This window comes from Pseudomonas fluorescens, from assembly GCF_902497855.1.
Classification (GTDB): domain Bacteria; phylum Pseudomonadota; class Gammaproteobacteria; order Pseudomonadales; family Pseudomonadaceae; genus Aquipseudomonas; species Aquipseudomonas fluorescens_BI.
Genome location: NZ_CABVHU010000015.1, coordinates 70,379 through 96,752 on the forward strand (window position 1 = coordinate 70,379; position 26,374 = coordinate 96,752).

The following is a 26,374-nucleotide window of genomic DNA, read 5'->3' on the forward strand; positions in this document are numbered from 1 at the left end:
ATCCCCGACTGGTTCGGGGATTTTTTTATGCCTGGATTTTGACTCAGGGCTTGGCGTTGGCGTAGAGATAGTCCGTGGCCAATGACGCCAGCGTTCGCACGCCGACCACCAACGCCGCCTCATCCACAAAGAACCCCGGATTATGATTCGGCGCGGCCTTGCTCATGTCCTGGTCTTTAGGCGTGACCCCCAAAAATACAAACAACCCCGGCGCCTCTTTGGCGTAGAAGGAAAAGTCTTCGGCGCCACCCACCAAAGGCCCCTGCACCACATCGTCCTTGGCCGCCCAGCGCAAGGTCGGCAGCATTTTCTCGGTCAGCGCCGGGTTGTTGATCGTCGGGTCGTACTTCTCGATGATCGTCACTTCAGCCTTGGCGCCGCCGCTTTCGGCGATTTTCTCCACGGTCTGGCGTACGTCGGCGTGCAGCTTCTGGCGGATCCCGTAGTCATAGGAGCGGATGGTGCCGCTCATGTCCACGGACTCGGGGATGATGTTGTAGCGGGTGCCGCCGTTGATCGTGCCGATGCTGACCACCGACGGATAAGACGAGATGTCGGTACGGCGGCTGACCACGGTTTGCAGGCCGACGATGGTCTGCGCCCCGACGGTGATCGGGTCGATACCGTCCCACGGGCGTCCGGCGTGGGTCTGCTTGCCGAGAATCTTGATGCGCAGGTCATCGGAGCTGGCCAGGGTCGGACCCGGGCGATAGGCGATCCGGCCGGCGGGAACGCCGGCCCAGACGTGCAGGCCAAACACCGCGTCCGGTTTCGGCGATTTCATCACGCCTTCTTCGATCATCATTTTCGCGCCCCAGGTGTTTTTGCCGTCGGGGATGAAATCGCTCGGGCCTTCTTCTGCCGGCTGGAAATAGAACACCACCGTGCCGGGCAAGGTGTCGCGCATGCCGGTCAGGATTTTCGCCGTGCTCAGCAGGATGGCGGTGTGCGCGTCGTGGCCGCAAGCGTGCATCACGTCGACTTCTTTGCCGAGGTAGGTGCCCTTGGCTTTCGAGGCGAAAGGCAGGTCCGAGACTTCCTTGACCGGCAGCGCATCCATGTCGGCGCGCAACGCGACGGTCGGTCCGGGCAGGGCGCCTTTGAGAATGGCCACCACGCCAGTGCGGGCGACACCGGTTTTCACCTCCAGGCCCATGGCCTGGAGTTGCTTGGCGACCATTTCCGAGGTGCGCTTTTCGGTGTTGCCCAGTTCCGGGTGGGCGTGGAGGTCGCGGCGGGTTTCCAGCAGCTCGGGCTCCAGGGCCTTGGCCTGTTCGGCAATGTGCGTGCGCGCGCCTTCCAGCGTATCGGCGCTGGCGTGACCGGCCAGCGCGCCGAACAGGGTCAGCAAGCAGGTTTGGGCAATGCGGGTCAGCTGCATGGGTCTCTCCATGATTGTTGTTTTTTTGGCTTCAGTGCCAACACGGTCCCCTGTAGGAGCTGGCTTGCCAGCGAAAGCGGTGTGTCAGTCGACACATGTATTAACCGACCCTCCGCCTTCGCTGGCAAGCCAGCTCCTACAAGGGTTGCGGTGTCGGGGGGAATCGATGAAGGTCACCCGAGTGCTGGCGTTAAGTGCTATTCCTGCACCTGGCCGCCACCGGCCGTGATCACTTGCACGCTCATGCGTGGCGTCGCCAGATCGAGCCCGGCCTCATCCAGATGCCGCTTGAGCGACAGGTTGAACGCCCGGGAAACCTCCCACTGCTTGATCGGCGCGGTCTTGAACCGGGCGCGCAGGATCGCGTTGCCCGACTCGAAACTCTCGACGCCCTGGATCTCCAGAGGCGACCAGATATTGCGCCGTTGCAGCGGATCGGTGCGCATCTTCTGCCCGACGTCGCGCATCAGTTTGATCGCGTTATCGATGTCCATGTTGGACGGCACCGCCACCCGGAAGATCGCGTAGCCGAATTCCCGGGAGTAGTTCTTGATGCTTTTGATTTCGCTGAACGGAATGGTATGGACGATGCCGTCGATGTCCCGCAGGCGCACGGTGCGGATGGTCAGGCCTTCGACGGTGCCCAGGTGGCCGCCGACGTCCACGTAGTCGTCGATGGCCAGGGAGTCTTCGATGATGATGAACAGCCCGGTGATCAGGTCGGCGACCAGCGACTGGGCACCGAAACCGATGGCCAGGCCGATCACCCCGGCACCGGCCAGCAGCGGCGTGACGTTCATGCCCATGTTGGCCAGGGCGACGATCAGCGCGATGATGAAAATGGCCACGAACAGCACGTTGCGGATCAGCGGCATCATCGTCTGCGCGCGGGCATTGGCCAGGCCTTTGCGCGAGCGGGTGAGGGCGTGGTGCACGGCGGTGTCGCTGAGAATCCAGATCAGCCAGGCAAAAATCAGCGTGCCGCCGAGGCTGAACAATTTGACGCTGATTTCATGGCCTTCGCCTTCAGTGAAGGCGATGAACGACAGCCCCCAGACCCGCAGGCCGAGCTCGATGAAGGCCAGCCACACCAGCAGATGGGCGAGGGTGTAGAAGAAGCTTTTCAGGCGATCGGAGTACAGCGCATGACGCTTGGCGCTGCGCTGCGGCTTGAGGGAATGGCGGCGCACCAGCCCGTTGATGACCATGCACAACACCAGCAGCACGGTGCAGATCAGCGACTGGCGCAATGCCGTGCTGGTGTCGCCGGCCGAGACGAACGTGGCGAACAGGGAAATGGCGACCAGCACCAGCGCCGGCACGTACCAGAAGGTGCCCAGGATATCGATGGTGTCGCTCAGGGCGCGTCGGGTCAGGCGTCGGGACAGCGGTTGGTTGCGGATCAAATGGGCGATCGGGCGGCGGAACCGCAGGATGAACAACCCCGTGGACAGCGCCGCCAGCACGTTGGCGATCGTCGCGGCGGTATGCGCCAGGTGAGTGCCGAGGCTGGCCACCAGTCGCGGGTCACTCAGGGCTTCACCGAAGGCGGCGAAACTGCCGATCAGCCACAGCGGCCGAAAGGCCTGATGGCGCAGGATGTACAAGGCGCGGTGGCGGTGCGGGCCGTCGAGCACGGAAAACGCGATCACGCAGATCGCCGAGAAGCAGGTACCGACCACCAGCGCATAGGCCAGCACCATGGCCAGGCTTTTGCCCAGCGACGAGGGCAGGGCGTAGCTCATGTACACCGTGATGACCAGGGCAATCAGCCACGGCCCGAGTTTGCGCAGGGCAAAACGCAGCATGTCCAGGGCCCTGGGGTGTTGCGGCAGTTCTTCGGTCAGGCCGAAGCGCATCCGCACCCGGTGCCCGAGCCAGATCAGCGCGGCGGCCAGCAGGCTCCAGACCATCAGGATCATGGCGAAGGCAAAGATGATCGGCAGCCATTCATTGGCCGGCAACACCAGCGCCGCCAGTTCATCCTCGGCCAGTTCGAACTCTTGGGTCCAGCGCGTGAGCGGGCTGTCGGCGCCGGAAAACTGTTTTTCGAAATTGGCCAGGGTGCCGCCGATCAGACCCAGAACGCCTTCTTCAGTGGCGGGCCGGGCTTTGAGGGTGGCATCGCGCAGTTTTTTCAGGTCGGTCAGCAACTGGGTCCGTTGCTGATCGTTCTCCAGCGACTTGATGACTTCGTCCAGGGACTGGCCCAGGGGTTCTTGCGCCTCGGGCTGGGTTTTCGCCGAACCGCCGAGCAAGCCCGGCAAACCGACCGCCTGGGCAGGGGCCAGCGGCAGCAGCGTCATCAGGCAGACGAAGAAAAGAGATGGCAGGGCAAAAAGACGAGCGAACACTAGGCGGTCAACCTCGGATGAGCGGATCGACCGAGTGTACGAGCCCGTCAAAATCAATGCGAGCCGGGGTTGAGGATTTATTCGTTGAGTTTGGCGAGGATCTTGAACACCACGGTGGCGAGGATCGTCAGCATGCCGATCCACATCGCGAACACGCCGAGGTTCTTGTCGCGGAAATTGAAGCCGATTGCCAGCATGATCATCCCGGCGAGAATCGGGATCAGCATGGCGTGGAACGAAGACATCGTGATCATGGGCGACTGCCTTGTCGAAGGGGATGATTGAAGTCTAGGTGGCTTTTGAACTGTAGGAGCAAGCTTGCTCCTACAGGTTTACGCGAATCCCTGTAGGAGCAAGCTTGCTCGCGATGGGCGTGAACGATAACGCTCGAAACCTGGCACCCCGTGGCGCTCTCAGGTTCTTCGCGAGCAGGCTCGCTCCTACAGGTTTACGCAAATCCCTGTAGGAGCGAGCTTGCTCGCGATGGACGTGAACGATAACGCTTGAAGCCTGACACCCCGTGGCGCTCTCAGGTTCTTCGCGAGCAAGCTCGCTCCTACAAGGGTCATGGGCGGTTACGGCAACTCGCGGCAGGCGTAGAACGCGCCCAGCACCTTGACCAGGTGCGCCAGGTCATGGCTGCCGCACAGCTCGCGGATCGAGTGCATGGCGAACGTCGGCAAGCCGATGTCGACGGTGCGCACGCCCAGGTGGCTGGCGGTGATCGGGCCGATGGTCGAGCCGCAGCCCATGTCGCTGCGCACCACGAAGCTCTGCACCGGGACTTCTTCGGCCATGCACAGATGGCGGAAGAACCCGGCGGTTTCGCTGTTGGTGGCGTAGCGCTGGTTGCTGTTGACCTTGATCACCGGGCCGGCATTGAGTTTCGGGCCGTGGTTGGCGTCGTGCTTGTCGGCGTAGTTGGGGTGCACGCCGTGGGCGTTGTCGGCCGAGACCAGCAGGGATCTCTGAATGGTCCGTACGAACTCATCACCTTCGGGCAGCAGGCGACGCAAGGTTTGCTCGAGCATCGGGCCATCGGCACCGCAGGCGGAGCTGGAGCCGACTTCTTCGTGGTCATTGCAGACCAGCACGCAGGTTTCGTCGGTCTCGGTCGTCAGCAAGGCTTGCAGGCCGGCGTAGCACGACAGCAGGTTGTCCAGGCGCGCGCCGGCGATGAAGTCGCCATGCAGGCCAATGATCGCGGCGCTCTGGGTATCGTAGAAGCTCAGCTCGTAATCGAGCACCACGTCGGCGTTCAGCCCATGCTCGAGGGTGAGCTGGTTGGTGAGCACGGCGCGGAAGTCGACCCGTTCGTCACCGGCAAATTGCGCGAGGATCGGTGGCAGCTCGGTCTGGGCGTTGATGGCCCAACCCATGTTGGCTTCGCGATTGAGGTGAATGGCCAGGTTCGGGATCGTGGCGATCGGTGCCTTGAAGTCGACCAACTGACTCTCGACCTTGCCGTCGCGGCGGAAGGTCACGCGCCCGGCCAGCGACAGGTCGCGATCGAACCACGGCGCCAGCAGCGCGCCGCCATACACTTCCACGCCCAGTTGCCAGAAGCCCTGGCGTTGCAGTTCCGGCTGGGGCTTGACCCGCAGGCAGGGGCTGTCGGTGTGGGCGCCGACCAGGCGAATCCCGCCGTGCAGCGGCGAATGACGGCCCATCTTGATCGCGACGATCGAAGAGTCGTTACGGGTGACGTAGTAGCGACCATGGGTTTCGGTGGTCCATGGCTCGCGCTCGTCCAGGCGTTGAAAGCCCGCCGCTTCCAGGCGCTGAACAAGGCTGGCGGTGGCATGAAAGGGGGTAGGGGAGGCCTTGAGGAAGTCGATCAGGCCTTGGTTCAACTCTTCGCGCATAAGTAGCTCCAGACAGCAGTGGAGCCAGTTTAACGTATTGGTCGGGGGCTTTGGGCCTGACGTGTACCGCTCAGGTCAGCTCGCCGCCCCGACCCGGTTTTTCAGGTACTGCATGATGATCCGCTCATCCTCGGGCTTTTCCGGCCGGGGCAGTTGCGCGGGCCAGCCCTGCTTCGTCTCCAGCAGCTTTTTCTGACGGCTGCGGTCCCAGCGGAGAATCTCCCGGGAGGCGCTTTCCCACCACTCGTGACGGCAAGCCGCGTGGTACGGGTGATCGGGTGCTGCGCTGCCGTACAGCAGATCGCGTCCGACCTTTCTCAGCGGGCCGCTCTGGTGACGTAGCTTCCATTTTATTTTCAGCCGCTGCCAGGCCGGAGGAAAGGGTTTCACCCGCGGCACATCACGGCACAGTTCGACCAGGTTCTGACTGAATGCCTCGCCATGCCGAGTGAAGAACAGCGCCTGCATCGCGTGGAAAAAGCGTTTATCGGCAAAGTAGTGATAGATGGACTTGCTGGTTTCACCCACAGGCTTGCCGTGCAGGGCGAACGACAGGGCGATCTGCTCGATGGTATGAATATCGAAGCCGTCGCGGGTCCATTCGTCGATGAAGCGGATGGACGCGTCGAACAGCGCCGTATCGCAATCGGTCACGCCGCACACGCCGCTATTGAACAGCTTGAAACCGTTATTCGCGCTAACGCCGTGAGCGCGCAGGCAATCGCCGAGCTTCACATAGTCAGGGCGTTCGTGGACGTTTTTCCAGTCGTATTCAAACCGGTCCATCAAGTACTGCCCAGGCTCGATCCGCTCGAGTATCTGCATCGGATCGCGGGTGAACAAGGTATCGGTGTCGACGAACAGGGTCTTTTGCGCCAGCGTCAGCCCATAGGCGATCGCGCAGGCCTTGCGACGATGGTGATAGCCGTTTGCGCCTTGCCACAGGTCCAGGGTTTCCTGGGTCAGGGGGACGGTTTCCACTGGCCAGCCGGCATAGTCCTGCGGACGATCCGTGAGGATTCTGATGCTCGGCAGCTTGCCGTTCGTGGCGTGGGACAGTGCGGTCAAGATACTGAACTTGGCTTCCCGCCGGTACACGTCATGGTCGCCGTAGATCAGGTAAAGCAGCTGGTGTCGGGTTTTTTCGACGGGTATCGCCAGGCAATCGGTACAACTCATCCGGATGACTATCCTTTCTCTGAAGCGGTGTGCTTAAAACGGTGCCGGGCATTCGAAGCGCAAGCGTTCGCCGGTTTGCGGATGGGTGAAGCCGAGCATGCTGGCGTGCAGGCAAAGGCGCGGCCAGGCGGCCAGGGCCTGTTCGTGCGCATAGAGCCCGTCACCCAGCAGTGGGTGACCGATGGACAGCATGTGCACGCGCAGTTGATGGGAGCGGCCGGTGATCGGTGTCAGTTCGACGCGGCACCAGTCACCGCACCGTTCCAGCACTCGCCAGAAGGTCAGGGCATGCTTGCCGAACTCATGGTCCACCACGTGGCGCGGCTTGGTCGGCGGGTCGTAACGCAGCGGCAGATCGATACTGCCACTGTCGAGTTCCGGTTGGCCCCAGCACAATGCGGTGTAGGCTTTTTCGGTTTCGCGGTCGTGAAATTGCCGAGACAGCTCGCGATGGGTGTCCGGATCCCGGGCCAGCAGAATGATGCCGGACGTTTCCCAATCCAGGCGATGGACGATTCGCGCTTCCGGGTAGCCGTTTTCTTGCAGTCGGGTAATCAGGCAGTCCTTGTTGTCGTCGGCCCGACCAGGGACGGAGAGCAACAGGGTCGGTTTATCCACCACCAGTACGGCGGCGTCCTGATGGATGATGCGGATGTTGGACAACGGCATTAAAACAGCCTCGTAACAAATGCCAACGGCGGCTCGATCACCTGTACGCCCCTTTCTGTAGGAGCCGGCTTGCTGGCGATGCGGGCAACGCGGTGTTACTGATACACCGCGTTGATGCTATCGCCAGCAAGCCGGCTCCTACAGGATAAAGGGCGCCCGATTGATCGAGCCGCCGTGGCTCCTTTCGGATCGACTCAGCGATCCGGCAGGGTGATATTGAGTTCCAGAATCGAGCAGCTGCCCTGGTTTTCCAGCGCGACGTGCACGTCATCGGACCCGATATTGACGTACTTGCGGATCACTTCCACCAGTTCCTTCTGCAAGGCTGGCAAGTAGTCCGGCGTACTGCGTTGACCGCGTTCATGCGCCACGATGATCTGTAGACGCTCTTTCGCTACCGAGGCAGTGCTTGGCTTCTTGTTGGCACGAAAGAAGTCAAAAATGTTCATTTACCTACCTCCAAACAGGCGCTCGAAGAACCCCTTCTTCGTGACATCGAGGAAGCGATGTTCCACGGTTTTACCCAGCAGGCGATCGACTGCATCGCTGTACGCCTGGCCGGCGTCGCTCTGATCGTCGAGAATCACCGGCACGCCGGAGTTGGAAGCCTTGAGTACCGCCTGGGATTCCGGAATGACACCCAGCAGGGCGACCGCCAGGATTTCCTTGACGTCTTCGACGCCGAGCATTTCGCCGTCACTGACCCGTTGTGGGTTGTAACGGGTCAACAACAAGTGTTCCTTGATCGGATCTTCGCCCTTTTCCGCGCGGCGCGACTTGCTGGCCAGCAGGCCGAGCATGCGGTCCGAGTCACGTACCGAGGACACTTCCGGGTTGGTCACGATGATCGCTTCATCGGCGAAATACATCGCCAGGTGAGCACCTTTCTCGATGCCGGCCGGGGAGTCGCAGACGACGAATTCGAAGTCTTCCTTGAGCGCCATCAGGACCTTTTCCACGCCTTCGACAGTCAGCGCGTCTTTGTCGCGGGTCTGACTGGCGGCCAGTACGTAGAGGTTTTCCAGGCGCTTGTCTTTGATCAGCGCCTGCTGCAGGTTGGCTTCGCCGTTCACGACATTGACGAAGTCATACACCACGCGGCGCTCGCAACCCATGATCAGGTCGAGGTTACGCAGGCCGACGTCGAAGTCGACGATGACTGTTTTGTGACCACGCAGAGCGAGGCCGGTACCGATAGCGGCGCTGGTGGTGGTCTTACCCACACCACCCTTGCCGGATGTAACCACGAGAATCTTGGCCAAGGTGTTTCACCCCTAAGGAAAAAGGACATTTAGCCCCTGAAAAACATCTCTTGAAAAACTACTGCAGTCGGACAGCCTTGGCTGGAATCCGGTTCAGAGCGGCACTTACTTGCGGTAAACACTACTTGTAGCCTTTTTCCTACTTCGTTTGAGCCGTTTTCGCTGCGTTTTAGAGATGTTTGGAAAATGCGGCAGTATCCGTTAAAGCCGAATGATGTTCAACACATCGCCCGACAGGCTGACCTGCACGCCCGACCCCCACAAAGGGTCGCGACGCAGATCCTCCGAAACTTTGTAGTGACCTGCAATGGAGACTAGTTCAGCGCTCATCTGCTGGCAGAAAATCCTGGCTTTGGTGTCGCCTTTGACCCCGGCCAATACACGACCACGCATCGGGCCGTATACATGGATGTTCCCATCGGCGAGAAGTTCCGCCCCCGGACTGACCGACGAGACCACCACCAGATCGCAACCCTGGGCATAAATCTGCTGCCCACCCCGTACCGGCGACGTGATGATCTTGGTCGGCTTGAGCGTCGGCTCCGGCGGTTTTTCCGGTTTTTTCTTCACCTCGCCTTCGTACGGGTCCAGCGGACGTTCCCGGGCGCCGGACGGCGGCAGCACCGGCAGGTCGACCGCGATGGCGGCGGCGATGTCCTCGATGCGGCTGGCCCGGATCGCCAGGGTGCGCAGGCCGTGCTGGCGGCAGATGCGCATCAGGCCGGGCAGATCGACGGCGCCTTCGTGGGGCGGCAGTTTGTCCAGGGCCAGCACCAACGGCGCGTTACTGAAGAAATTAGGCGCCTGGGCCACCTTGGCGGCCAGTTGCCGATCGAGGTTCTCGAGGTCGTTACGGGCCAGTTCCAGCACCGTGATGGCAAGCATGCTGCCCTTCAACTGGAACACGGGATCTTGGTCTAGCGGATCGATTTTGCTCATGTCGGCGTACAACGGCTTGTCACTAAAAGTGCCGAGACTTATAACGAGAACGCCCGCGGGCCGCAAGCCGGGTCGAACGATGTAGAATGCGCGGCCACTGTCTTGACGGAAGCTTTAATGGATCGCCCGCGTTTTCGAACAGCATTTCTTTCTCCACGTTTCTGGCCGCTGTGGTGCGGGCTGGGGCTGTTGTGGCTGATTGTCCAGTTGCCGTACCCGGCATTGCTGGGCATCGGTCGCGCCCTGGGTGCATTGATGTATCGAGTGGCGGGCGACCGACGGCGCATTGCCAAGCGCAATCTCGAGCTGTGCTTCCCTGAAAAAACCGCTGCCGAGCGCAAGCGGCTGCTCAAGGAAAACTTTGCCTCCACCGGCATCGCGTTTTTCGAGATGGCGATGAGCTGGTGGTGGTCGCGCGAGCGTCTGGCCAAGCTGGCCCATGTCGAAGGGCTGGAGCACTTGCAAAAGGCCCAGCGTGAAGGCAAGGGCGTGATCCTGATGGCCGTGCACTTCACCACGCTGGAAATCGGCGCGGCGCTGCTCGGCCAGCAGCACACCATCGACGGCATGTACCGCGAGCACAAGAATCCGTTGTTCGACTACATCCAGCGCCGCGGTCGCGAGCGGCACAACCTCGACTCGCTGGCGGTGGAGCGCGACGACGTGCGGGGCATGCTCAAGCTGCTGCGGGCCGGCCGGGCCATCTGGTACGCACCGGACCAGGACTACGGCGCCAAGCAAAGTATCTTCGTGCCGCTGTTCGGCATTCAGGCCGCGACCGTCACCGCCACCAGCAAGTTTGCGCGGCTGGGCAAGGCGCTGGTGGTGCCGTTCACCCAGCAGCGCCTGGCGGATGGCAGCGGTTACCGCCTGGTGATCCATGCGCCGCTCGAGGGTTTCCCCGGCGAGAGCGAAGAAGCCGACTGCATTCGCATCAATCAGTGGGTCGAAGGCGTGTTGCGCGAATGTCCGCAGCAATATTTGTGGGCTCATCGCCGCTTCAAGAGCCGCCCGCCGGGCGAGCCCAAGCTGTACGCCAAACGCGATTGATCGATCCCTGTAGGAGCGAGCTTGCTCGCGAAAAACTTGAGACCACCGCGGTGTGTCAGGCTGCGAACGTAATCGTTGACGACCTTCGCGAGCAAGCTCGCTCCTACAGGTATCAGGTATTTTATTAGGCAGGGTTGGCGCAATGACATCCGATCCAGCACGATGGAGATTGCCATGAGTCCTGCTGAACCGGTCACAGGCTTGATTCTTTCCGGTGGCGGGGCCCGGGCGGCCTATCAGGTCGGGGTGCTGGCGGCGATTGCCGAACTGCTGCCGGTGGGTGCCAGCAATCCGTTTCCGGTGATCGTCGGCACGTCGGCCGGGGCGATCAACGCGGTCAGCCTGGCCAGTGGGGCGATGGATTTTCGCGGCGCCATCGAGGGGCTTACCGCATTCTGGCAGGGCTTTCGCAGTCACCTGGTACTGCGCAGTGACTGGCCCGGGGTGATCCAACAGGCCAGCCGTTTTGTCAGTCACAGTCTGCTGGGCATCGGTGCCCGGGTTCCGGTGGCCCTGCTCAACAGTTCGCCGCTGCGCGGGTTGCTCAACGACAAACTGCACATGAGCGGTATTGACGAGGCCATTGCGCAGCAGCAACTGCAGGCAGTGGCGGTGACTGCGTTCGGTTACGAGTCGGGCCAGGCAGTGACCTTTTATCAGGGCGGCGGCACCATCGACGCCTGGTTGCGCCATCGACGAATCGGCGTGCCCACACAGTTGACCGTCGAGCACTTGCTCGCCAGCTCTGCCATTCCGCTGTTGTTCGCACCGGTGAAAATCGGCGAAGAATATTTCGGCGATGGCGCGGTACGCCAATCGGCACCGATCAGCCCGGCCCTGCACCTGGGCGCCAGCCGCGTGCTGGTGGTGGGCGTCAGCGGCAACCCCCGCAGCGTCGACCCGCAGCAACCGCTGCAACGTGCCTACACCGGCCAGCAGCCGACCCTGGCGCAGATCGGCGGGCACATGCTCAACAGCACGTTCATTGACAGCCTGGAAAGCGATATCGAGTTGCTGCAACGGCTCAATCAGTTCAGTCATCTGCTGCCCGACGGCACACCGACCCGCACGCTCGGCGTGGCACCGGTAGAGGTGTTGGTGATTTCGCCAAGCCAGCCGATCGACGAAATCGCCGCGCGCCATCGCCAGGAACTGCCGGCGGCGCTGCGCCTGTTCCTGCGCGGGCCGGGGGCGACCAAGACCAGCGGGGCGGGGGTGTTGAGTTATCTGCTGTTCGAGGCGGGGTATTGCAGCGAGTTGATTGATCTGGGGCGGCGGGATGCGTTGGCCAAGCGGGATGAGTTGTCCCGGTTTCTGGGGTTGGCGGAGCCGGTCGTTCCGGCTTGAGATCGGTGGTGTGGCCATCGTCGGAACGCGGCCCGGAGCAAGCTCGCTCCCACAGGTTTTATATCGTTCACATAATCGGCGGACGACACAAAACCTGTGGGAGCGAGCCTGCTCGCGAAGGCGGCGGCCCAGTCAATATTAATGTCGCCTGACACACCGCTTTCGCGAGCAGGCTCGCTCCCACAGGGATTTCGCTTAACTGTCTAACATTAGGGCTTGCTCGCGAAGCGTCCTCATAGACGCCAATGAATCAGAAGTGCAACTTCACCAAAAAGCTCGTAGTGCTCTGATCGGTCTTGAACACCTGGCTGTCCTTGATCCCGTACTTATCCGACCAGTAGTCGTACTCCACCCCCACATACAACTGCTTCTCACCAAAATTCAGCGCTTTACCCAAGTCATATTTAACCTGCGGGTTGAAGTGCAGGTTGGCGTGATAATCGCCTTTGGAGTTCGAGTCGTTGTCCACCACCCAATCCATGAAGCCATCGATCAGGATGCTCGAGTTGCCCACGGGAATGGTGTAGGACCACACCGGCGTGATCTGCCAGACGTTGTCGCCCGCACGGCTGCCTTCGGTGTGGCGCTGATAGAAGTTCAGCTGGAAGTAGTCGAAGCCCGGGATTGCCAGGTCGAAACCCGGGCCGATCAGGTAGGACTCGGTATCGCCTTCACCGAACTCGTAGGTCATGGCCAGCAGGACGTCTTTGATCGGGCCGAATTCGATTTTCTGGTCGAGGACCTTGCCCAGGGAAATGCGCGGCTGGAACTCACCGTAATAGGTGTTCGGGCCGGCGTTGAAGTTTTTTTCGCCGTTGTAGAAGATCTTGTCGACGAAGAAAAAGTTATCCCCATAGGTCCAGGCGTCGGCATGCTCGAAGGTCACGGTCTGCTGAATGCGCGGGTTGACCTGGAAGTCCTTGCCATACAGGTAGGTCAGGCTGTTGTTCTGCCATTGCAGCAAGTCGCCGGCCATGGCCTGGCCACCGGCCAGCAAGGATCCCGCGAGCATCAGGCTAGTGCACGTACGTTTCATTCGGTTGCTCCCAAAAAGTTGGTGTTCCACGTTATTTTTCTAAGGTCGGCGTTCTGGTCTGACGCCTTTTTCTCAAGCTGTAGAAAATCGTCCAATCGGTCCGCTTCAGGGCTGCTGGCAAGCGCTGCGCCAAGGTTTGCGCAAAGCACAAAAACTCCCGCTCGGCTGCTCGAGAACAGTCGATTGAGAGAGGGAGTGGGTTGCCTTTGAACCGTCCAGAGCCGGGATAAGTTGGCTTTCTGGTCAGGAATTAAATCCGGGCTTTTTTTTAAAGCGGATTCGGGCGGCGGCGGAGAATACTGACTCCTTGGCCAGGTCTCAAGTGCCCCGCAACAGCGCACCGACGACGGGACGGGGGCGTGGTTGCGGGTCATCTTAGAAATGCACCTTCACCAGCAGGCTGGTGGTGTTCTCATTGGTGTCGAAGTTGCCGCTGTTTTCGATGCCGTACTTGTCTTTCCAATAGCTGTATTCGACGCCGACGTATACCTGTTTCTCCCGCCAGCCCATGGCCTTGCCCAGGTCGTACTTGATCTGCGGGTTGAAGTGCAGGTTGGCGTGATAAGTGCCATGGGAGTTCTGGTCGTTATCCACGACCCAGTCGATGTAGCCGTCGATCAACAGGTTCGAGTTGCCCAATGGCAGGGAGTAGGACCAGGCCGGCGTGATCTGCCAGACATCGTCGCCGGGACGCGAGCCTTCGGTCTGGCGATAGTAGAAGTTCAAGGTGAAAAAGTTGAAGCCCGGTACCGCGAGGTCGAAACCGGGGCCGATCAGATAGGCCTCGGTGTCGTCTTCGCCATTCTCGTAGGTCATGGCCAGCAACACGTCCTTGATCGGGCCGAATTCGAAGCGGCGGTCAAGGATTTTGCCGAAGGAGAGGCGCGGACTGAACTCGCCGTAATAGGCGTGAACGCCTTTGTTCCGATCCTTCTCGCCGTTGTAGTACGTGCTGTCGACGAACAGGAAATTGTCGCCGTACTTCCAGCGGTCGGCATGCTCGAACGTCACCGTTTGCTGGATCGACGGATTGACCGCGAAGTCCTTGCCGTACAGGTAGCTGAGGCTGTTGGTTTGCCACAGCAGTAAATCGCCGGCCATGGCCTGACTGGCGACCAGAAGACCACCGCACAACAACATGTTTGTCTGTGTCCGAATCATCTGTTGCTCCCTCTTGTTTTTATTGTTTGAGGCGCAGGAAGCCACTGACCTCTGTAGGAGCTGGCTTGCCAGCGAAGAGGCCAGAAGATCCACCATCAATGTCGTCTGACACACCGCCTTCGCCGGCAAGCCGGCTCCTACAGGGTTTGTGCCATTACCGGGTTTACGGGGGGGGGGACGGCGTCAGTGGGTCAATGCGGGTGAGCGTGGCAGTCGTTTACTGCCGCGCGTTCGGCCCCGCCGAGGATGTTGAACAGCAGGTTCAGCGCCAGCGCACTCAGCGTGGCCATCGCGATGCCGCTGTGGGTAATCGGGCTCATCCACAACGGCAGGTGCGCGAAGAATTCCGGGCGCACCACCGGGATCAACCCCATGCCGATGCTGACGGCCACCAGCAACTGATTGCGGCGGTCACCGATGTCGGCTTCCTGGAGAATCTTGATCCCGGTGGCGGCGACCATGCCGAACATGGCGATGGCCGCACCGCCCAATACCGCCGGTGGAATCGACGCCACCAGGAAGGCCGCTTTCGGCAGCAGGCTCAGCACCACCAGCAAACCGCCGGCGACAATCGTTACCGAGCGGCAGCGCACGCCAGTCATCTGCACCAGGCCGATGTTCTGGGCGAACGAGGAGTGGGTGAAGGTATTGAAGAACCCGGCAAAGAACGAAGCACCTGCATCGCAGAGCAAACCGCGACGCAGCATCCGCGGGCAGACTTCCTGGCCGGTGATCTTGCCCAGCGCGAGGAACATCCCGGTGGACTCGACGAAGATGATCACCACCACCAGGCACATCGAAAGAATCGGTGCGAGCTCAAACTTCGGCATGCCGAAATGCAGTGGAGTGACGATTTGCAGCCACGGCGCCTGGGCCATGCCGCTGAGGTCGACCATGCCGATCAAGCCGCAGATCACGTAGCCCAGGCACATGCCGATCAGCACGGAAATGTTGACCCAGAAACCGCGCATGAAGCGATGAACCAGCAGAATGGTGGCCAGTACCAGAGCGGCGATGGCCAGGTAAATCGGCGAGCCGAATTGTGCGGCGCCAGCGCCGCCACCGGCCCAGTTCACCGCCACGGGAAACAGCGACAAACCGATCGAGGTGATGACCGTGCCGGTGACCAGCGGCGGGAAGAAACGTACGACCTTGGACATGAACGGCGCGATGAGCATGCCGAAGAACCCGGCGGCGATGGTCGCGCCGAAGATCCCCTGCATGCCGATGCCCGGCATGCCGGCCATCGCCACCATGCTGCCGACGGCCGCGAAACTGGCGCCCATCATCACCGGCATGCGGATGCCCATGGGGCCGATGCCCAGCGATTGGACGATGGTGGCTATCCCGGCGACCAGCAGGTCGGCGTTGATCAGGAAGGCGATTTCTTCACGGCTCAGGCCGGCGGCCTGTCCGATGATCAGCGGCACGGCGATGGCTCCGCCGTACATCAGCAATACGTGTTGCAGGCCCACCAGGATCAGTTGCAAAAGGGGCAAACGCTGAATGGCGGGTGCGTCGGGGATGCGGGCTTCGGATAGCTCGGACATGCAACACCTCGGATCTTTTTTATTCTTGTGATTATTTGCAACAGGTAGACCGCGTTGCGGCCGTTCGCGGGCAAGCCTCGCTCCTACGGATATGCAGTGTCCCTGTAGGAGCGAGGCTTGCCCGCGAAGCTTTTAGCGATTATTGAGTCGGAGCACCCTGCACAATCCACGCACCGATCAAGTCACGTTCCTGCTGGGTCATCTGGGTGATGTTGCCCAGCGGCATGATCTGGCTGGTGACGGCTTGCGCCTGGATCCGCGCGGCGTTCTGGCGGATCTGCTCGGGGGTGTCGAACATCACGCCCGCCGGAGCCGCACTGAACAGCGGGCTGGTCGGTTTGGCCGAATGACAGACCGTGCAGCGTTCCTGAATCACGTTGTGCACCTTGTCAAAGCCCGGACCTGCGTTGGACGCTTGCGCCGGTGCGGCGGCAGGCGCTTCTGCGGGTTTTGCTTCAGCCGGTTTCAAACCACCGCCCACTGCTGTTTCCGGCAGAGGCTGGTATTCGATCTTCGCCGGGGCGTTGGCCACTTCAGGCGCGCTGGACATCGGCTTCGGACCGGACACATAGGCCAGGCAAATCATGCCCACCGCTGCCACGGGCAGGGTCCAGGCATATTTGTGGCTGTCGTGGCGGGTGTTGAAGTAGTGACGCACCAACACCGCCAGCACCGCGATACCGGCCAGGATCAGCCAGTTGTATTGGCTGCCGTAGGTGCTCGGGAAGTGGTTGCTGATCATGATGAACAGCACCGGCAAGGTGAAGTAGTTGTTGTGACGCGAACGCAGCAGGCCTTTGGCCGGCAGCGCCGGATCGGGTGTGCGGTTCTCGGCGATCGCCGCCACCAGTGCCCGTTGCGCCGGCATGATGATGCGGAACACGTTGCCGACCATGATGGTGCCGATGATCGCGCCGACGTGCAGGTACGCGCCACGACCGCTGAACACCTTGCTGAAGCCGTAGGCGGCGCCAATGATCAGGACGAACAGGATGAAACCCAGCAGGGCAGGGCGTTTGCCCAGGGCCGAATCGCAGAGGAAGGAGTAGATGAACCAGCCGATGAACAACGAGCCAAGACCGATGGCCACGCCTTCAGGACCGCTCAGGGTGCTGCCCGGTGCCAGCAGGTACAGCGTCGGGTTGGAGTAGAACACCACGCACAGCAGCGCGATCCCCGACAACCAGGTGAAGTAGGCTTCCCATTTGAACCAGTGCAGGTTGTCCGGCATGGTCGGTGGGGCCAGTTTGTATTTTTCCAGGTGATAGATGCCGCCGCCGTGGATCGCCCACAAGTCGCCGGCCAGGCCGCTTTTCGGGTTGACGCGGTTGAGGTTGTTCTCCAGCCAGACGAAATAGAAAGACGCACCGATCCAGGCCACGCCAGTAATCATGTGAACCCAGCGTACGCTCAGGTTCAGCCATTCCAACAGATGTGCTTCCACAGTCTTTACCTCTCGCCCGTCACGCTTATGTCGCGTGATCGGACCTTCTCTTATTGGTGGGGGGCAAGGATCAAACGCTCATCCTCTTTGAAAAAATGCTCATCGCAGTTGTTGCCTTTGCCACTGCGATCAACCACCAGGAAGTCATCCCGCTTTTCGATCGTCAGCACCGGATGGTGCCAAACGCCGCGATGGTAATTAATGCCCTGCCTGCCGTTGGTGAGGAAGGCGCGGACCAAGCCCGATACAGGTACATCGCCAAGTGGCGCGACCACGATCAGAAAGGGGTTGCCGAGCAGCGGAATGAAAGCCTGGCTGCCCAGCGGGTGACGCTCCAGCATGCAGACGGTCAGCGGCATGTCCTGCGCGTCGGCGCGGAAGATGCTGATGATCGCGTTGTCCTCTGGCGTGGCGGTTTCCACCGTCGCCAGTTTGTGAAAGCGCATCGTCGAACCGTTGTTGATCATGAAGTGATCGCTGCCGTCGGTTTCGATCACGTCACCGAAAGGGGCGAAAGCTTCTTTGGTCAGCGGTTCAATCGTCAATGTGCGCATGCTGGTCTTCTTAATCTCAAATGTGTGGGGTGCTGCTTTTGTAGGAGCTGGCTTGCCAGCGAAGGCGCCCTCACTGACGCCTTCGCCGGCAAGCCGGCTCCTACAGGCTCAGCATTACTTCGCGACCTTGCCCAAAACCCGCAGGCGGCTCACACCACCATCCGGGAACACGTTCAGGCGGATGTGGGTGATCGGGCCCAGCGCCTTGATCTGCTCGGCGAAGGTGTGTTCGGCGTGCATCTCCAGTTTCTGCGCCGGCAGCAGTTCGCGCCAGAACAGCGATTGGGTTTCGATCTGGCTGTCGGTGCCGCCCTTGACGAACGCGCCCTGGATCGAGCAAGTGTCCGGGTAGTTGCCCTTGAAGTGCAGGGTGTCGACGATGACTTTTTCGATCTCGCCGGCATGACCCAGCGCGACGATTACCCAGTCATTGCCTGGCGTACGACGGCGTGCGGTTTCCCAGCCGTCGCCCATGTTGATGCCGCGGCCCGGGTTGAGAATGTTGCTCATGCGCCCGAAGTGTTCGTCGGAGCAGGCGAGGGCGCGGCCACCGTTGAGGGCTGCAGCCAGGTCGACTTGCTCGTTGTCACCGATAGCGGACCAGTCGCGGAACGGAATGCCGTACACGCGCAGACGGGCCACGCCGCCATCCGGGTAGATGTTGAAACGCAGGTGGCTGAAGGCCTTGTCATTGCTGATTTCGTGGTAGTGGTGGCTGTTGCCCTGCAGCTCGACGGCGGACAGCACTTCAGTCCACTGGGTGTTATCGTCCGGCTCGCCCGAGGCCAGGAAGCAGGCTTCCAGGGAGGCAGACGGCGGGAAGTTGCCGGTGAAGAATGAAGTGTCGATGTCCACGCCTTTGATCGAGCCCGGTACGCCCAGGCGGATCACGGCGCTGTCGTAGCCTTCGAAGCGCTTGCGGCGCGACTCCCAGCCGTCCATCCACTTGCCGTTGTCATCGAACACGCCCTCCTTCCACTCAGCCGGGGTCGGCTGGAACAGGCGGTTTGCATCAGCGAACCAGTCATCGGTGACCGAGATGATTTTGGTGCCCAGGCGGGCGTCGGCCAGGTTGACGAACTTCTCGAAAGGTACGGCGTAAGCTTTCATTCTTCTAGTCTGCCTTTTATTAGTTGGCTTGGGATGCTTGCAGGGCCCGGGGCGTCATTTGCGTTCATCAACGTCGGGCCAGGCTTGCTATAGGGTCAGTAATCGGAACAGGGCAATCTTGTTGATCTGCGCCAGCGCGCATTTGAACTCGGTGTCTTCCGGGTTGTGAATGCGCGTTTCGAACGCCGCGAGGATCTGATGCCGGTTGCTGCCTTTTACCGCCATGATGAAGGGAAACCTGAACTTGGCCTTGTAGGCGTCGTTCAGCTCGGTGAAGCGAGAAAACTCTTCGGCCGTGCATTGGTGAATACCCGCGCCAGACTGTTCTTCCGTACTGGCTGCGGTAAGTTGGCCCTGGACGGCAGCTTTGCCGGCCAGGTCCGGGTGAGCGTTGATCAAAGCCAGCTGGCTTTCGTGATCGGCGCTCAACAGGATGTCGCTCATGCGCTGGTGCAGGGTTTCGATCTGGTCGATCGAAGCGTCCTGGCCCAGGTCGAAGGCCTTCTCGGCCACCCATGGCGAATGTTCGTAGATGTCGGCGAAGGCGGCGACAAACGCATCGCGGCTCAGGGTCGATGGCTTCAGGGTTTGAAACTGGCTCATTTCGCCGCCCCTTGGTACGGGTGGGTTTCGTGCCAGTGGCGAGCAATGTCGACACGACGGCTGAACCACACCTGTTCATGACTTTTAGCGTATTCGATAAAGCGCTTGAGCGAAGCCAGGCGCGCCGGACGGCCGATCAGGCGGCAGTGCAGGCCGATCGACAACATCTTCGGTGCTTCGGCGCCTTCGGCATACAGCACGTCGAATGCGTCCTTGAGGTATTCGAAGAAATCGTCGCCCTTGTTGAACCCCTGGACCTGGGTAAAGCGCATGTCGTTGGTGTCCAGGGTGTACGGGATCACCAGGTGCGGCTTGCCGGTCGGGTTGTTCGGTTCCCAGTAGGGCAGGTCGTCGTCGTAGGTGTCGCAGTCGTAGAGGAAACCGCCTTCTTCCATCACCAGGCGACGGGTGTTCGGGCCGGTGCGGCCGGTGTACCAGCCCAGCGGCCGCTCGCCGGTGATTTCGGTGAGCACGCGGATCGCTTCGAGCATGTGCTCGCGTTCCTGGGCTTCGTCCATGTACTGGTAGTCGATCCAGCGATAGCCGTGGCTGCAGATCTCGTGGCCGGCATCGACCATGGCGCGGATCACGTCCGGGTGACGCTGGGCGGCCATGGCCACGGCGAAGACGGTCAGCGGGATGTCGAATTCCTTGAACAGTTTCAGAATCCGCCAGACGCCGGCACGGCTGCCATACTCGTACAGGGATTCCATGCTCATGTTGCGAGCGCCTTGCAGCGGCTGCGCCGAGACCATTTCCGAGAGGAAGGCTTCGGATTCCTTGTCGCCGTGCAGGATATTGCGCTCGCCACCTTCCTCGTAATTGAGGACGAAGGACAGGGCGATACGGGCGTTGCCCGGCCAGTGTGGGTGAGGAGGGTTACTGCCGTAACCGATCAGGTCGCGTGGATAGTCAGCGCTCACTGCAGTCTTCCTTCTTGTTCGTGTTGACAGGTTGTGTGACAGCCCTGGTGTTGGGGTGACAGGCCGGTGTCACAGCGATGGAATGATTGTATACAACTTTATATCGACATTGTAAGCCTGTTTTTTCGCATATTTCGCTAACGGTCATCATAGCTTGAGGTTGCAAGAAACCTGCCCGATCGGTCAGCTAATGGATAGAAGGTCCTTTTGTTTCATGGTGCGAAGGCTGATTCGCAGGCAATCCAGGAATGGCGGGGGTAGGGCAAAAATGTCATTTTTATTGTGTACAATTTTTTGTAAAAGTGTCTTAATCGATGCCTCGCCGCAGCGTTTCGTGCTCCGAACCGCTGCGGTCTCCTTTTCAACTGACTTCGGGAGGCGCGAGGCCTGACTGCTCCATGCAGCCAGGCGCGCAGAATCAATGGGACGTTTGACTACACACATTTTAGACGCTGCACACGGTTGCCCGGGCAGCTCGATCAAGGTCGAGCTGTACCGCGTTGAAGGCTCGCAGCTGGAACTGGTCGCCACCGCGATCACTAACAGCGACGGCCGTGTCGATGCACCGCTGCTGCAGGGCGACGACTACCGCTCCGGGGTCTACCAGGTTCAATTCCATGCAGGCGACTACTACCGCGCCCGGGGCGTGCAGCTTCCGGAACCGGCGTTTCTGGATGTGGTGGTGCTGCGGTTTGGCATCTCTGCCGAGCAGGATCACTACCACGTGCCGTTGCTGATCTCGCCCTACAGCTATTCCACGTACCGCGGCAGCTGATCCCCCAAGCAGCTGCCTCACCCTGGAAGCGACTGCGCATATAGCTTCTTTGGTCTTTCGCCCGCTCACACTGCGGGCTTTTTTTTGCGCGTCCAATGGCTTTGCAGGCGACGTTCCAGTGGTGAGTCGGCGGGACCTGGATCGGGCCATTTCTTACCAGACCCCTACAGGCTCTGGGCCGCCTGCATGGCGCTCCTGTTTATCGCTAATAAATAATCGCCTTTGGCCATGTTTGTGCTTTTGCCTGTAGGGTTGCTGTCCCTCGATTTTTTGAAAGTGTGGAATCCCAAGGTATTGAAAGCCGTCTCCTTCTGAGGTGAGTAAGCGTTGGTAATAATCACTTTCGCGCCGTTTTTACTCAGGGGCATTACGTGCTTTTCAATTTTTGTTATGAAGGCCTCCACGGATAAATGGGTGTCGCTGAAATGGCCGCTTAAAATGATTAAATCGTTTTTGTTTTTGCTTTCGTCACGCAAGCTATCCAATAGCGTCCACCCGTCCTCGTTCGCGACATGGGTGGGGTGCTTTGCGCTTGCATGAAGGTGGCTGATGTAATTGATGTGATTGATGTTCGCCAGTCCGCCGGAAAATAATTTGACTGTCGGGCCGTCTGTTAACATCATGGAAACAGGGAAATGCAAGCTATGGTTTCCGGTGTTTATCTTTTTTATTTCAACAATGCTGGTGTTGCGCTGGTTGTTGTTTTGAGTGATATAAAATACTGCCGCCAGAAAGGCTTTTTCGTTAGCAGTGGGAGGGGGGAGGCTGATGACGAGCTCATCGCCTTGTAATTGAGCGCTCACAGAAGCTCTTCGGGTGGGCGGGTCACTGATGACCAATTCTCCGTTTTTCAATTCAACGACAACGTCCACGACCTCGTTGAAGTAATTCTTTACCGCATCACGAAAATTCTTGACGGGTTCGGTCTTGACGAATGCCTGGCTGTCTTGTTTGCTTTTAAATTTTATCGAGAGGTTAACAGGATTGAACTCAAAACCATATTGCTTGCCCAACGCAACCAAATCCTCTTTAATGGAATCAATGTAGTACTTTACCCGGTCAGGCTGTTGGATGATTTCCTTTTGGCTCCATGAAATAAGTGGGTTGATATCATTTATTAGCATATCTCCTTCGAACCCTACGGCCCTGGCGTAATTGGCATAAAAGCCTGAGCCCGCCATGGGTTCGATAATGCGTTGAATAGCGGCCTGGCCATTTGATTGTTGATTGACAAGGTCGGCGATCAGTCCGCCGTCGATGGTTGTTACTTCAGTGACCACTTGACCTGGTAACTTGAAAAAGGCTAGCGAATGGAGGTCGATTTTCATCCCCCATTGAGTAAACGTCTCTATTTTCAGTTTGATATTGTCAGCGCTGGTCGCTGCTTTCAATAACGCAGAACCCCGCTCAAGAAGCGCTTTGTAGTGGGGCATGCGGCCTACTTCACTCGTGAACGGGTAAAAAGGATTCTGCGAAGTCCATGAGTTCTTTTCCAATCTGAATTTTGCTGCATGCCTGGAATGGCGTAAGGCGAACGGCTGAATGGCGCCCCCCGCGTTCGGCTGCCACCTGCCATTCCAGACCGTATCCGGGTCTGAAGGGCCGGGCTGGGTAACGGTGTGCACAGTGTCGACGGGTTGCTCAAGGCGTGGGCGCTTGCCGGGTCCTGGGCTGGCTTCTTCGATCCGCCACTGCATCGTCCTTCCGATTCTTTCCAGTACGGGGCCATCGGGGATCAGCACCCTGGCGGTCGTCGCCTGGTATCTCCCGTCCCCTGTGGGCACGACCATGACAGTAGTGCCGTTCTCAAGATCGACATATATCCTCTCGATAGTGTCTCGACGAGTCGCTGTGTCTCGACGAATTCCGTTGGTGTCTGGCGTCGTCAGGGACTTGGCGTATGCTCTTGGAATGATCAACTCGTTGAGGCTTACAGGTTGTCCGAGCTCAGGAGAAGGTTCGTTTTCGCCTGTTTTCGTCGGACGAGAACCGGCGTTCTTTTTTCGCCATAGTGGTTTACCTTCGATTTTCTCCAGCACCATAAGGTGTGCCGATGCCGTCTTGATTTCGTATTGGCCGTTTGGGTTTATCCGAATAAGCACATCACCGATGTCTTCCATGTGAGCATACAACGAGCCGTCACGACTGCGTGAGATTCCAGAATTATCAATGAGTACCAGGTCGTCGCCGAGCGCGGGCCTGTAAATATGCATGTCGTCGGGGAACTCTGGCGAAGAGCGCCCAAGAACCGGAAGATCGGTAATCATGATTGCGGATTTTGAAGGTGGATCGATGTCTGCCGAAAGTTCGCGGGGCAGTGTCTCGGACGTTGTATCCCTTCCCGGCCAGTGAAAATCAGGCTGTTCGGTAGTGGTCCGGTTACCGGAGGGTTGAATAGTCTCCGAAGGAACTCTCGTCGTAGTCGAAGTGCCGCCAGATGAATCGGAATCGGGCGTTTTAATTTTTACCGGTGGCTTGGCCATTTGTTGTAGTCCAATAGATTGCGAGATAGTCGGTGTGCGCGTGAAGGGAGTCATGATTCAAGAAAATATGAGCAGGTATTTTCTGAATACGGCTCGATATACCCGAATGTGGTCAACATTCAAGAATTCACTCGCTTTCTATCAGAATGGCGAAGTGTCAGCAGATCGAAGTATAAATATATATGACGTTGTTTCTATGTGTTGCGGGTTTTCCGCAAAAAAGAACTGTATGTCGCGGGGTTGTTGCATCGGTAAAGAGCGGCGCGCCAGTAACAGGCTATGGATATAACACCCGATGCATGAGGCAGGGGGGGGTAGCTATTGGCGGGGGTCTGCCCTCCTGAATGATTTCGCGAATCAGGAGGGCAGCAGGGAAGAGGAGCTGTAATTAGGGTCTCAGTGACTACTGAGCAAGGAAGCGGCACCCGCACCCCCGAACAATCCGGCACTGATCCGGTTGAACCAGCTTTGCCCCTTGCCGCTGCGCAGATACCGCGCCGCACCATGCGCCCCCAGCCCATAGGCCAATTTGCACAGCAGATCCAGCACGGTCCAGGTCGCGATCATCACCAGCAACTGCGGCAGGAACGGTTGTTCGGCGCTCAAGAACTGCGGCAGGAACGCGGCGAAGAACAGAATGTCTTTCGGATTACTGGCACCTAACACAAACGCGCGCCCGAACAGGGCACGGAAACGCGGCACCGGCGCGGCCTGGGGCACTTCAGCGCCTACCGAGGGTTGGCGCGATTGCTGCCAGCTCTGCCAGCCGAGGTAGAACAGGTACAGCGCGCCGACGATCTTCAGGGCGCTGAACAACTGTTCCGATGCGAGCAACAACGCGCCCAGCCCCAGCGCCGAAGCACTGAGCAAGCAGATCGACGCAAACACGCCACCCAGAAATGCCGGGTAGGAACGGCGCAGGCCGTAATTCAGGCTGTTGCTGATCATCAGCAACGACAGTGGCCCCGGGATCAGGATCACCACCAGCGCAGCGCCGCTGAACAGCAGCCAGGTTTCCAGACTCATCACTTTCCTCCATTTGCACAAAAGCCTCACCCGACGGGGTGAGGCTGGTTCGATGCGTTTACGGCTTACAAGAAAACGAACTTGGCGATGAAGATCGCGCAGAGCACCCACAAACTGATGGAAATTTCCTTGTGCTTGCCGGTACAGGCTTTCAGCACCACATACGTGATAAAGCCCAGCGCGATGCCGTCGGCGACCGAAAAGGTCAGGGGCATCATGATCGCGGTAACGATCGCCGGAATGCTGTCGGTCGCCTCGTCCCATTCGATGTGCGCCATGCCGCCCATCATCAACATTGCCACATAGATCAGGGCACCGGCGGTGGCATACGCGGGGATCATGCCAGCCAACGGGGCGAAAAACATGGCTGCAATAAATAACACACCTACGGTCACGGCGGTAAGACCAGTCCGACCACCTGCCGCTACACCCGCGGCACTTTCCACGTAGCTGGTGACGGGTGGAACACCGACCACAGCACCGAATACGCTGGAAGCACTGTCGGCTTTCAGGGCGCGGGAGAGGTTTTCGATCTTGCCGTCGGCGTTCACCAGGCCGGCGCGCTGGGCCACGCCCATCAAGGTGCCGGCGGTATCGAACATGTGCACGAAGAGGAATGCCAACACCACACTGATCATGCTGATGTTGAACACGCCGGCGACGTCCATGGCCATCCAGGTCGGTGCCAGGCTCGGCGGGGCCGACATGATGCCCTCGTAGTGCACCAGCCCCAGGCCCCAACCGGCCAGGGTCACGGTGATGATGCTGATCAGGATCGCGCCGAACACCTTGTGGTAGCTGAGCACCGCAATCATCAGGAAGCAGATGGCAGCCAGCAACGGACCCGGTTCGCGCAGGGAGCCGAGCTTGATCAGGGTGGCTGGGCTGTCAACGACGATGCCGGCGGTTTTCAGACCGATCAGCCCCAGGAACAAGCCCACACCGGCGCCCATGGCATAGCGCAGACTCACGGGGATGCTGTTGAGCAGCCATTCGCGAATCCGGGAAAAGGTCAGGAACATGAACAACACGCCGGAAACGAATACCGCACCCAGGGCCGTTTCCCAGTTGTAGCCCATGGTGCCGACCACGGTGTAGGTGAAGAAGGCGTTCAGGCCCATGCCCGGCGCCAGGCCGACCGGCCAGTTGGCGTACAGGCCCATCAACAGGCAGCCCAGCGCGGCGGCGATGCAGGTAGCAACGAATGCGGCGCCGTGATCGATCCCGGCGTCGGCCATGATGTTGGGGTTGACGAAGATTATGTACGCCATGGTAATGAAGGTCGTCAGACCGGCGATCAGCTCGGTCTTCACCGTGGTGCCATGCAAGCTGAGTTTGAAGATGCGCTCCAGCCAGCCGTTGCGTATCGGCGGCGAGAGTTCCAGGGTCGAGGCTTCGGATTTGCGGCTTTCCACAGCGAGTACTCCTCAAGAGTTTTATTGTTATTTCCAGGGCAGGACCCATGAGGGTGGCAGCGGCCCTTTGAGGTGCTTGCAAAATTGTTGACCGCCTGGTCAAGAACTCGCACGAAGTGGATTATGCTTTTGTATACAAATAAAGCAAATAATGTTTTTGATTTTGTAGACGAAAAGTTTGGTAATTGGGATATATGCGCGCCTGGCAGCGTTCGCGGGCAGGTCGAATCGTCGCACCGTCGCTCCCA

Annotated in this window: 24 protein-coding genes; 3 read left to right on the forward strand and 21 right to left on the reverse strand. The window is 59.6% G+C overall.

The features are described 5' to 3' along the window. Positions 1–43 precede the first annotated feature (43 nt). The 9 genes from F8N96_RS26135 to minC form a co-directional block, all read right to left on the reverse strand. Positions 44–1,381 carry an amidohydrolase gene (locus F8N96_RS26135; RefSeq protein WP_150800253.1) on the reverse strand — a complete coding sequence of 446 codons (1,338 nt, stop codon included), beginning with the start codon at positions 1,379–1,381 and terminating at the stop codon, positions 44–46. A gap of 197 nt (positions 1,382–1,578) precedes the next feature. After that, a complete protein-coding gene (locus tag F8N96_RS26140) occupies positions 1,579–3,735 on the reverse strand; it encodes a mechanosensitive ion channel family protein (protein ID WP_150800254.1) in 2,157 nt (718 codons plus the stop codon). Positions 3,736–3,812: 77 nt separating this feature from the next. Continuing rightward, complete coding sequence (locus tag F8N96_RS35125; protein ID WP_167355113.1) at positions 3,813–3,989, reverse strand: hypothetical protein; 177 nt, start codon at positions 3,987–3,989, stop codon at positions 3,813–3,815. 321 nt (positions 3,990–4,310) lie between these two features. Then, complete coding sequence (locus tag F8N96_RS26145; RefSeq protein WP_150800255.1) at positions 4,311–5,600, reverse strand: M18 family aminopeptidase; 1,290 nt, start codon at positions 5,598–5,600, stop codon at positions 4,311–4,313. Between the two features lie 75 nt (positions 5,601–5,675). Further along, the gene (locus tag F8N96_RS26150) at positions 5,676–6,779 is read right to left on the reverse strand and encodes a hypothetical protein (RefSeq protein WP_150800256.1); all 1,104 of its coding nucleotides are present in this window, start codon (positions 6,777–6,779) and stop codon (positions 5,676–5,678) included. A gap of 33 nt (positions 6,780–6,812) precedes the next feature. Then, a complete protein-coding gene (locus tag F8N96_RS26155) occupies positions 6,813–7,448 on the reverse strand; it encodes an RluA family pseudouridine synthase (RefSeq protein WP_150800257.1) in 636 nt (211 codons plus the stop codon). A gap of 194 nt (positions 7,449–7,642) precedes the next feature. Beyond that, the gene (gene minE, locus F8N96_RS26160; protein WP_007944431.1) at positions 7,643–7,897 is read right to left on the reverse strand and encodes a cell division topological specificity factor MinE; all 255 of its coding nucleotides are present in this window, start codon (positions 7,895–7,897) and stop codon (positions 7,643–7,645) included. Beyond that, positions 7,898–8,710, reverse strand: coding sequence for a septum site-determining protein MinD (gene minD, locus F8N96_RS26165; RefSeq protein WP_150800258.1), 813 nt, complete (start codon positions 8,708–8,710; stop codon positions 7,898–7,900). Positions 8,711–8,911: 201 nt separating this feature from the next. Next, on the reverse strand, positions 8,912–9,649 hold the full coding sequence (gene minC, locus F8N96_RS26170; protein ID WP_150765848.1) for a septum site-determining protein MinC: 738 nt from the start codon (positions 9,647–9,649) through the stop codon (positions 8,912–8,914). Positions 9,650–9,766: 117 nt separating this feature from the next. Here minC and F8N96_RS26175 point away from each other — a divergent pair, with 117 nt between their 5' ends. Both F8N96_RS26175 and F8N96_RS26185 read left to right on the forward strand, forming a co-directional pair. Next, positions 9,767–10,699, forward strand: coding sequence for a lipid A biosynthesis lauroyl acyltransferase (locus F8N96_RS26175; RefSeq protein WP_150800259.1), 933 nt, complete (start codon positions 9,767–9,769; stop codon positions 10,697–10,699). 174 nt (positions 10,700–10,873) lie between these two features. Further along, positions 10,874–12,046: a patatin-like phospholipase family protein gene (locus F8N96_RS26185; protein ID WP_150800260.1), complete on the forward strand. Its 1,173-nt coding sequence runs from the start codon at positions 10,874–10,876 to the stop codon at positions 12,044–12,046. Between the two features lie 250 nt (positions 12,047–12,296). On the opposite strand, the gene F8N96_RS26190 is transcribed toward F8N96_RS26185, so the two are convergent. The 9 genes from F8N96_RS26190 to puuE form a co-directional block, all read right to left on the reverse strand. Next, entirely contained in the window at positions 12,297–13,082 is a 786-nt protein-coding gene (locus F8N96_RS26190) for an outer membrane protein OmpK (RefSeq protein WP_150800261.1), read from the reverse strand. Continuing rightward, the gene (locus F8N96_RS26195; RefSeq protein WP_150800262.1) at positions 13,079–13,456 is read right to left on the reverse strand and encodes a hypothetical protein; all 378 of its coding nucleotides are present in this window, start codon (positions 13,454–13,456) and stop codon (positions 13,079–13,081) included. The genes F8N96_RS26190 and F8N96_RS26195 overlap by 4 nt, the downstream gene beginning before the upstream one ends. Before the next feature lies 1 nt (position 13,457). After that, a complete protein-coding gene (locus F8N96_RS26200; RefSeq protein WP_150800263.1) occupies positions 13,458–14,243 on the reverse strand; it encodes an outer membrane protein OmpK in 786 nt (261 codons plus the stop codon). Positions 14,244–14,434: 191 nt separating this feature from the next. After that, positions 14,435–15,793 (reverse strand): nucleobase:cation symporter-2 family protein, encoded by a 1,359-nt coding sequence (locus F8N96_RS26205; RefSeq protein ID WP_150800264.1) that lies wholly within the window; start codon positions 15,791–15,793, stop codon positions 14,435–14,437. 139 nt (positions 15,794–15,932) lie between these two features. Beyond that, positions 15,933–17,237, reverse strand: a complete 1,305-nt coding sequence (locus tag F8N96_RS26210; protein ID WP_150800265.1) for a urate hydroxylase PuuD — start codon at positions 17,235–17,237, stop codon at positions 15,933–15,935. A 50-nt stretch (positions 17,238–17,287) separates the two neighbouring features. Then, entirely contained in the window at positions 17,288–17,791 is a 504-nt protein-coding gene (locus F8N96_RS26215) for an ureidoglycolate lyase (protein WP_150783373.1), read from the reverse strand. Positions 17,792–17,905: 114 nt separating this feature from the next. Next, positions 17,906–18,901 (reverse strand): allantoicase, encoded by a 996-nt coding sequence (gene alc / locus F8N96_RS26220; protein WP_150800266.1) that lies wholly within the window; start codon positions 18,899–18,901, stop codon positions 17,906–17,908. 87 nt (positions 18,902–18,988) lie between these two features. After that, a complete protein-coding gene (uraD, locus tag F8N96_RS26225; protein WP_150800267.1) occupies positions 18,989–19,504 on the reverse strand; it encodes a 2-oxo-4-hydroxy-4-carboxy-5-ureidoimidazoline decarboxylase in 516 nt (171 codons plus the stop codon). Then, positions 19,501–20,427 carry an allantoinase PuuE gene (gene puuE, locus F8N96_RS26230; RefSeq protein ID WP_128871836.1) on the reverse strand — a complete coding sequence of 309 codons (927 nt, stop codon included), beginning with the start codon at positions 20,425–20,427 and terminating at the stop codon, positions 19,501–19,503. Before puuE ends, uraD begins: the two co-directional genes overlap by 4 nt. 421 nt (positions 20,428–20,848) lie before the next feature. Between puuE and uraH the strand changes: the two genes are divergently transcribed. Then, positions 20,849–21,202: a hydroxyisourate hydrolase gene (uraH, locus tag F8N96_RS26235; protein WP_150749121.1), complete on the forward strand. Its 354-nt coding sequence runs from the start codon at positions 20,849–20,851 to the stop codon at positions 21,200–21,202. A gap of 164 nt (positions 21,203–21,366) precedes the next feature. On the opposite strand, the gene F8N96_RS26240 is transcribed toward uraH, so the two are convergent. From F8N96_RS26240 to F8N96_RS26250, 3 genes are all read right to left on the reverse strand, one after another. Continuing rightward, positions 21,367–23,685, reverse strand: a complete 2,319-nt coding sequence (locus F8N96_RS26240; protein WP_150800268.1) for a hypothetical protein — start codon at positions 23,683–23,685, stop codon at positions 21,367–21,369. Between the two features lie 396 nt (positions 23,686–24,081). Beyond that, complete coding sequence (locus F8N96_RS26245; RefSeq protein WP_150800269.1) at positions 24,082–24,711, reverse strand: LysE family translocator; 630 nt, start codon at positions 24,709–24,711, stop codon at positions 24,082–24,084. A 65-nt stretch (positions 24,712–24,776) separates the two neighbouring features. Further along, positions 24,777–26,126 carry an NCS2 family permease gene (locus tag F8N96_RS26250; protein ID WP_150749124.1) on the reverse strand — a complete coding sequence of 450 codons (1,350 nt, stop codon included), beginning with the start codon at positions 26,124–26,126 and terminating at the stop codon, positions 24,777–24,779. Positions 26,127–26,374 lie beyond the last annotated feature (248 nt).